The organism is Bacteroides sp. 1_1_30 (assembly GCF_020982715.1).
Lineage (GTDB): Bacteria > Bacteroidota > Bacteroidia > Bacteroidales > Bacteroidaceae > Bacteroides > Bacteroides xylanisolvens.
Map to the genome: position 1 here is coordinate 1 of NZ_JAJKHN010000148.1, position 7,066 is coordinate 7,066.

Annotated in this window: 7 protein-coding genes and 1 pseudogene; 1 reads left to right on the forward strand and 7 read right to left on the reverse strand. The window is 38.9% G+C overall.

Annotation, left to right across the window (positions count from 1 at the left end; all coding sequences use genetic code 11):
- Nucleotides 1–199: 199 nt before the first annotated feature.
- The 7 genes from LPH68_RS25010 to LPH68_RS25040 form a co-directional block, all read right to left on the reverse strand.
- Nucleotides 200–709 carry a histidine kinase gene (locus LPH68_RS25010; protein WP_117611181.1) on the reverse strand — a complete coding sequence of 170 codons (510 nt, stop codon included), beginning with the start codon at nt 707–709 and terminating at the stop codon, nt 200–202.
- Complete coding sequence (locus tag LPH68_RS25015) at nt 706–1,200, reverse strand: N-acetylmuramoyl-L-alanine amidase (protein ID WP_117611182.1); 495 nt, start codon at nt 1,198–1,200, stop codon at nt 706–708. The genes LPH68_RS25010 and LPH68_RS25015 overlap by 4 nt, the downstream gene beginning before the upstream one ends.
- Nucleotides 1,187–1,330 carry a hypothetical protein gene (locus LPH68_RS25020; RefSeq protein WP_153882654.1) on the reverse strand — a complete coding sequence of 48 codons (144 nt, stop codon included), beginning with the start codon at nt 1,328–1,330 and terminating at the stop codon, nt 1,187–1,189. The genes LPH68_RS25015 and LPH68_RS25020 overlap by 14 nt, the downstream gene beginning before the upstream one ends.
- Nucleotides 1,327–1,785, reverse strand: coding sequence for a phage holin family protein (locus LPH68_RS25025; RefSeq protein ID WP_117611183.1), 459 nt, complete (start codon nt 1,783–1,785; stop codon nt 1,327–1,329). The genes LPH68_RS25020 and LPH68_RS25025 overlap by 4 nt, the downstream gene beginning before the upstream one ends.
- Nucleotides 1,786–1,812: 27 nt before the next feature.
- Complete coding sequence (locus LPH68_RS25030; RefSeq protein ID WP_229120485.1) at nt 1,813–2,010, reverse strand: hypothetical protein; 198 nt, start codon at nt 2,008–2,010, stop codon at nt 1,813–1,815.
- A 65-nt stretch (nt 2,011–2,075) separates the two neighbouring features.
- Nucleotides 2,076–2,399, reverse strand: coding sequence for a hypothetical protein (locus tag LPH68_RS25035; RefSeq protein ID WP_117611185.1), 324 nt, complete (start codon nt 2,397–2,399; stop codon nt 2,076–2,078).
- A gap of 5 nt (nt 2,400–2,404) precedes the next feature.
- Nucleotides 2,405–6,355, reverse strand: a complete 3,951-nt coding sequence (locus tag LPH68_RS25040) for a hypothetical protein (protein ID WP_117611186.1) — start codon at nt 6,353–6,355, stop codon at nt 2,405–2,407.
- 437 nt (nt 6,356–6,792) lie between these two features.
- Between LPH68_RS25040 and LPH68_RS25045 the strand changes: the two are divergent.
- Nucleotides 6,793–7,066: pseudogene (locus LPH68_RS25045) on the forward strand (hypothetical protein); the annotation flags it as partial.

The following is a 7,066-nucleotide window of genomic DNA, read 5'->3' on the forward strand; positions in this document are numbered from 1 at the left end:
CGGCATACGAGATTAGCCATGGTCTCGTGGGCTCGGAGATGTGTATAAGAGACAGATTTAAAGATACGCCAGAGAGAGTTTGAATGAAATAATGTTTTCAAATAGAAGGGATCCCTTAGTCAATGGTGCAAATCAAATGCTGAAGAAAATGCTATGGCTTTCGTAAATAGATGCGTTGATTTTTTTGTGGGTTTAAAAGTTATTTCTTTCTTATTCTATATACAAGCCAACTGACAATGATTATAATAATGGTGCTTATATATACCTTATCTCTATGTAGATCCCACCAAGATATTTCGGTTATCTTCTCTTTTTGATTCAGTACAGCATCTATCTTGTTTCCCAATGAACCCAATCTATTAGAGAACTGTTGCAAGGCAATAGATAATATTTCATCAGCTTCTGTTCGTTCTTGCTCCTGTTTGGAAGCGGTGGTAGTACTTTCTTTGACTGGATACTGTTTTCCGGTCGAATCCGGAAGCGACAAATAAACAGTTTTATTCTCAATTTTCAGATCACTCAATTTGTCAGTAGTAATTTTCGTCTGCTTATTCACATCCAGCCGTAGTGATTCAATTATACTTTGAATACGACTCAATTCACCGGAATAGTCTACCTGCTTTTGAGTTTCCATATTCCGGGAAGTCTTGCAGGAGGTAAACCATATTCCCAACATCAGGAATATGGTTATATAGATTAGCGCTTTCATGGCCGGATCACTGTATTACGAAGAAAATTAGAAAATTCACTCCTGACATCGAAGCAGGGGCACGCCTTAATATATTCTTTTGGCTCTACCTCTCCGCTGCTGTCCAGATCCGGAGAAGTATCACGGTGTCCGAGTACTTCAATTATAGGGTATTCCTTACAGAGCTTCGCGACCAATTCGCGTAGTGCTGTCCTTTGAGCTGGAGTACGTGTATCTGCAGGTTTTCCAGATGCGTCCAAGCCTCCGATATAACAGATGCCAACACTATGCTTATTATACGAGGACTTTGAAAATCCTTTGGTATTACAATGTGCTCCATCAATGCCTAACGGTCGCCCATTCTCAACTATTCCGTCAAGATCAACAATGAAGTTATAACCGATTTGATTGAATCCTCGAGCCCGGTGCATCCGGTCAATATCTTTGGCTCGTAAATCCTGTCCGGCACGTGTTGCCGAACAATGGATGATAATTGCATCAATAGTTTTCATTCTTATCCTCCTTTTTATTTGTTATTGGGCCAACTTTAATCAAGTTGATATTGCAAATGATAGCTATCATAATAACAGATCCTAGCCAATGCCAAAAATCTTGAAAAATAAACTCCAATACTTCAATCATTTGGTATCTCCTTTTTGTAGATAGTTCGTTAAATAGGGAATATTCTTTATAAACTCAACACTTAATACATAGTGCAAGAAAGCTACTACCTTATGGCCATTGCTAGAGTTGGGTAGAATTTCTTTGATATTCCTTAGAATGTTCACCCCGTAGAAATAGAAAACGCTATACGTAATAAATGAAACACATTGTAGCGCACCTTCCGGATTTCCTTTGTGTTCACCAATAAAGTAGATGCAGCTAACCAAGGCAAAGAAAATAGTTGCTTCTACGATACACCTCCAAGCCTTTTTAAAAGAAAAACTCTCATGATTGATAAGGAGTGCAGTAAGTAGCCCGCAAATGAAATTGAGGGCAAATACAGCAATAAGACTTTTGATCTCCCCAGAAATAGGATTGAGATAAGCAGCTATGCCGGTAACCAATCCAATAAGTAAGTTTTTGAAATAATCCATATCATTTTTATCTAAAATATTAATACTTTATTTTAATACCTCGCTACAATCATCAATAGCTGTCTGAAATACTTGTTTCACTTCGCCAGAGGTTAGCCCATGATCCTCATGTAGCGAGAATCCAGTTACTCCATTTCGAGAAATATTGAAGAAGCCGACAGTCGTTTCATCTTTGACAATCTCGGCAGTAATATCTTTCACCGCTTCGGTACCACGGGTTGACATTCTGTATTTAACTCTGATAGTGTCTGTAACCTTAGTTGTTGCAGTACTGTTAGTTGCTGTGATGTTCATTCCTTGTTTCCTCCTTCTATTAAATCATAAATTTGTCCGTATGTACCTGCAGTAAGATACTCTCCACAAATTTCTTTTAATAGAGCAGCATCTTCCGTTTCAATATCAAGTACTCCACGATTGTTAATAATCTGTTGTAGCATTTTATATGCTCGTAATTTCTTGGAAGTTTCCATATTCTTCTGTGGATTAGAGCCTGCTGCAAATAATGCCTCTGCCACCAAATCACGAAGAGATTTCTTACTTTCCTTACCATTCACCAATTCGACAAACTCCCGACCTCTAAAGTCGAGTAAGTTTCTGTTTAGATTTACTTTCATAATTTTTATTTTATTTCAACGATTAACCCTTTTACTATATGCAAAGTCTTTCCTCGTGTAGAAGGATCTAAAAGTGTAATTGTGCTATCTGAAATAACAGACCAATAACTCCCATTGCCATCACTCGGAAAGAATCCATTTGCCGTTACATCTCCTAGTACCCTTACGTTGCCATCGAAGAAACCCGCATAAATGTAATTATCGGGATATTTAGGAGTCTTAAGATTGGTAGAACCATAAATAGCAGCACTTCCTCCAAAACCAGCCCCAATAGCGGAAATACCGAAATTACCATCCGTGGCTGGATTGAAAGTAACATGCACTACACCTTCTTTCGAGGTGGTACTATATCCCAATTTCAGACTGCGGGAAATATCCCCGAAATAATCACCCGCTTTCCAGACTAACCGACCGTTATCAATAGTGAATCCTCCAACCTTTGCGCCGTCCGCATCAATACGTTTCACACGGATATAGTCAGTATTCAAATATCCACCTACAACAATGGTAGTACCAAGTTTTGCATATTCAACTGCATCCTCAAATGCCAATTTACCCAATCCGTCTCGATCAATCTTGGAGTTAATCATTGTCTGCAGATCACTATGCAGTGCGGTGATTGTAACAGCACCTTCCAAATTAATTTTAGATGAGTGAATCGTAGTCTCTCCGGCCGCCTGGTTGATATAAGATATAAGCGTATTACCGTTTTCCAGTTCTTTAGAAGCATATATCTTATTACCGTCGGAAGTCGTTATCCACCCGGCAGTATCTATCCGCTGCGTCAGGCTGTCAACTCGAGTTACTTGTGCGGAGATTTGAGTATTGAGCACTTTCAGATCAGCTGTACATTCATCTGAATAGCTTTTCAGTTTGTCTTGTATGGCTTTGTTTGCTCCTTCAACGGCTGTATTGAAACTAGCTAAAGCAGAGTTGAATAGAGTAAACTTATCATCTACATTCTTTTTTTCCTCAATAGTCGTTTGTCCATCTGCAATAGCTGTATTTATTGCAGCAATAAGATTGTCAATTGCACCTGACAAAGAAACCTTGGCATTAAGTAAATCTGTTTTAGCAGAGCCTTCCAGATAAGCGTTCACATATAGTTTGCTATATGTAGCTTCAACAGCAGATTTCGTATTTCCGACTGTATTTAAGTATTTCTCAATCGCTTTAGCTTCCGCCTCGTCTATAATGCCATCCGCAAATGCGCCATCTACATAGTCATGCAAGCCTTCAACTGATGTTGCAGCATCCTGCGCAGCCTTAGCAGCATCCGCAGCATCCTCTAAAGCCTGCATTGCCTGTTTCAGTGCTTCATCCGAATAATCCTTTAGCTTGTCCTGTATAGCCTTATTAGCGGCTTCAACAGCAGTATTAAAATCAGCATAGGCAGAATTGAAAAGAGTGAATTTATTATCCACGTCTTTCTTTTCTTCAGATGTTGTAAATCCGTCGAAAATTGCGGCATTGATAGTATTAATCAGGCTTTCAATACTCCCCATTAAGCTAACTTTAGCATTGAGCAAACCAATCTTTGCAGGACCGGATAAATAAACATTTGTGTAGAGTTTATTGTAAGTTGCTTCGATAGCTTGTTTGGTATTGTTGACAGTATTGATATACTTTTCAATAGTTTTTGCTTCTGCTTCGTCTATAATTCCGTCAGCGAAGGCTCCATCTACATAATTATGAAGTCCTTCCACTGAATCAGCAGTATCCTTGGCCGCTTTAGCTGCATCCTTTATTTCCTGATGAGCAGCTTCCCATTCAGACAGATTTTCCAATCCGGAAGAACCTGCTTTTATTTGAATGTTACCGCCGATCTCACTTTTTACTAGATCGAAATATGTATCACCATCCGGAGAAAGGATTCTTTCTGTTGTTACGCGGCCCGGCAGAATTTCAGTAAATCCGTATAGCTGAACAAAACTTCTACTACCTTCATACTCGCTGTTAAGCACTCCGGTGAGTAAATGATAATATCCAGCTATCTGTTCCATTTTAATAGCTGTTTCACTCAAGAGGAATGTTCCGGCTTGATTCTCCTTGCCAACTTTAGCATATAGATAATACTTTTTGTCCGGGTCAATGAGTACCGGAGAATCATAGTTAGCCATGTCCCAGTACTTGTATTCATCTGCCTTATGAGAAGAAGAAAGAGAACTAATACCGAGTGTCAAATGCTGAAGGATTCCTGCCGGAGCGTTCAGTATCTTTGTACTTGTATTGAAAGTAATATTATGAGATACCTGAACCGGATTCGTTTTTGAATTGACAAAACGAAATTGCAAGCTTTCGTCTCCGACAAGCAGTTGCATGGTTGAAACGGTTATCGGATTGACGGAGCCGGAGAAGTTCAACAGTGCATCTTCAAGCATAGACATCGTTTCCTTTGCGTCACGGAAACGACGTTTAGTGAATTGTAAAGCGTCCTTATGCTTCTCAATAACTGTCACCTCGTTAGTTTCTATCTTGTTCAGATCACTTGACACAGACGTACCTATCGGTTCGTTAGACAATTCAATTTCGGGTGAATACGGATTATTCACAAAACGTTTGATTCCAATCATCCGGATAAGAGAACCTTCCGGATGAAACTGTGTATCAGAGAAGTTTACATATCCACCTAGCACAATCTTTCCGCCTATCTCCAACCAGCGTTTTTTAGCCCAAATACCGTCCAATGTCCCGGTAAATATGAATGCTTTATCTTCATGTTCATAGAGGTATTTAGCAGCTTCCTTGAAAGCTTCCCAGCTCGCACCCGTTTGTGTGCTATCGTTACAGATATAAGCCTTCGGCAATTGCATTCCGAACACTGCGTATGTATCACCAACCTTCGGTCGCCAGACTTCCGGCTCTGGCATAGTAATACCATCAATTTCCTGCGGAACAATTTCAAATCGACGTGCCTCTTTCTTGTCTTTCGCTTCATGGATATACTTTACTTCGAACTCCTTGCCTGTAAGCATACCAGTCTGGAAAATAACCGTCATTGTTTCTCCTGCTATGAGACAATCTTCGAAATTCAACTCTTCAGGAATGTCTTTATCTACAAAGTCAAAGAAGTTATTCTCCTTGTTCACTTCAATAACAGAACTAACAGTACCAACACGGGAAGGATAAATAGCTGTACAGTCCAGACTATCTTCCTTTGCTGTTGTAAGTTCTTTATCAGCACGCATGACACAAGTTCCATCCGCATCTGTCTTATACGTTCTCCCTTCGTAAACAAGAGTCTTATTCTTTGGAAGTAACAGGTATTTAGATCCGTATGTAGAATAATCAATATTGCGATCTGTAGTTTCTACCAAAATTATTTCGGGTGGTATATCCCCAGAAGTCCTACCAACACCGACCTTGAAGCCGTGGCCTTTACCATACGACAGTTTCAAAGGGTTCTCCTTGTTATACTCAACTTTACGCAGATGGATAGTCTTAATTTGTTTTCCTTCAACCGTTTCTTCAGTGATCTGCCATTCTGTCTCATATAGTTCTGCAAGTTGATTGAAAGCATCAAGAATATAGGTGTGATTGTAGTTGATTACTTTTTCCGTTCCCTCAATGCAATCACCGACTTTCCAACCGGTACTCCGACGGTTCAGGTTCTCAACGAGTAGACGTAGGTGTTCATGTGCCTTGGCTGTATATGAGAATTTAATGCTTCTGTCAACGGTATGACGTACTTTCCACAGCATAGCATCAGCCTTCCCAGTTTCCAGAATCAGAGTGTATTCGAAGTTACGTTCACCGTTCTTCTTGAAATTGCTGTCTTTTTTGAGGGAATACCGTTTTCCGTAGAAATCACACCAGGAGCCAACCGGAATTTCAATATACCCCGGATGAGAAAAATACAAAGTGAGTGTATCTTCTCCCATGATAGCTTCATAAGAGTAGCTTTCATCCTTTACTTCGATTTTTATTTCCTTATCACCATTATATAAACTTATCATGTCCTTAGAATTATATCCTAAAATATAAACGTCAAATAGAAATGTATTGAATAATAGGCATAAAAGTAAGGAAATGATAGACGAATCATTGATAAAATAATATATTACACACAACATCAACAGCATTGTCACGAAATAAATCAAAATGGAAAATATTAAAAGAAATCACTCAAAATGTAGTTTAATTCACCTAAGTTCTCTCGGAACAAATTGTGCGTTGAAAGATTTTTCCAATGTTACGACACAGGACCTCGGACAGAATGGTTACTGTAAGTTTCCAAATGGACTGTTAATCCAATGGGGAAAAGTTTCAGGTTCTTCAGTTGTTAGCTACACCATAACTATGTCTACATCATTTTTTGATAAAAGTTATAAGATATTTGCAACAGTTTACAAGCCTTCATCTGACAGTGGTGTTTATTCCGCATCACCTATTGATGATTCAACTAAAACAGTTAGCCGATTTTGTATTAATAGAAATTACGCCTCTGGAGGGAGTACTGGATTATCACAAGAAACTTTTGATTGGCTTGCTATTGGGCGTTGGAAATTATGAAATAAATTATAACATTGAAATAAGAATGTATAACTTTAGTAGAAAATTGGTAGTCTTTTTTATAATCGTTTTTGCGCAAAGTTCTCTCGGGACAAAATCTGCGCAAATTAAAGAGCAAAATTTGGGACAAAACGGTTATCGAAAATATGAAGATG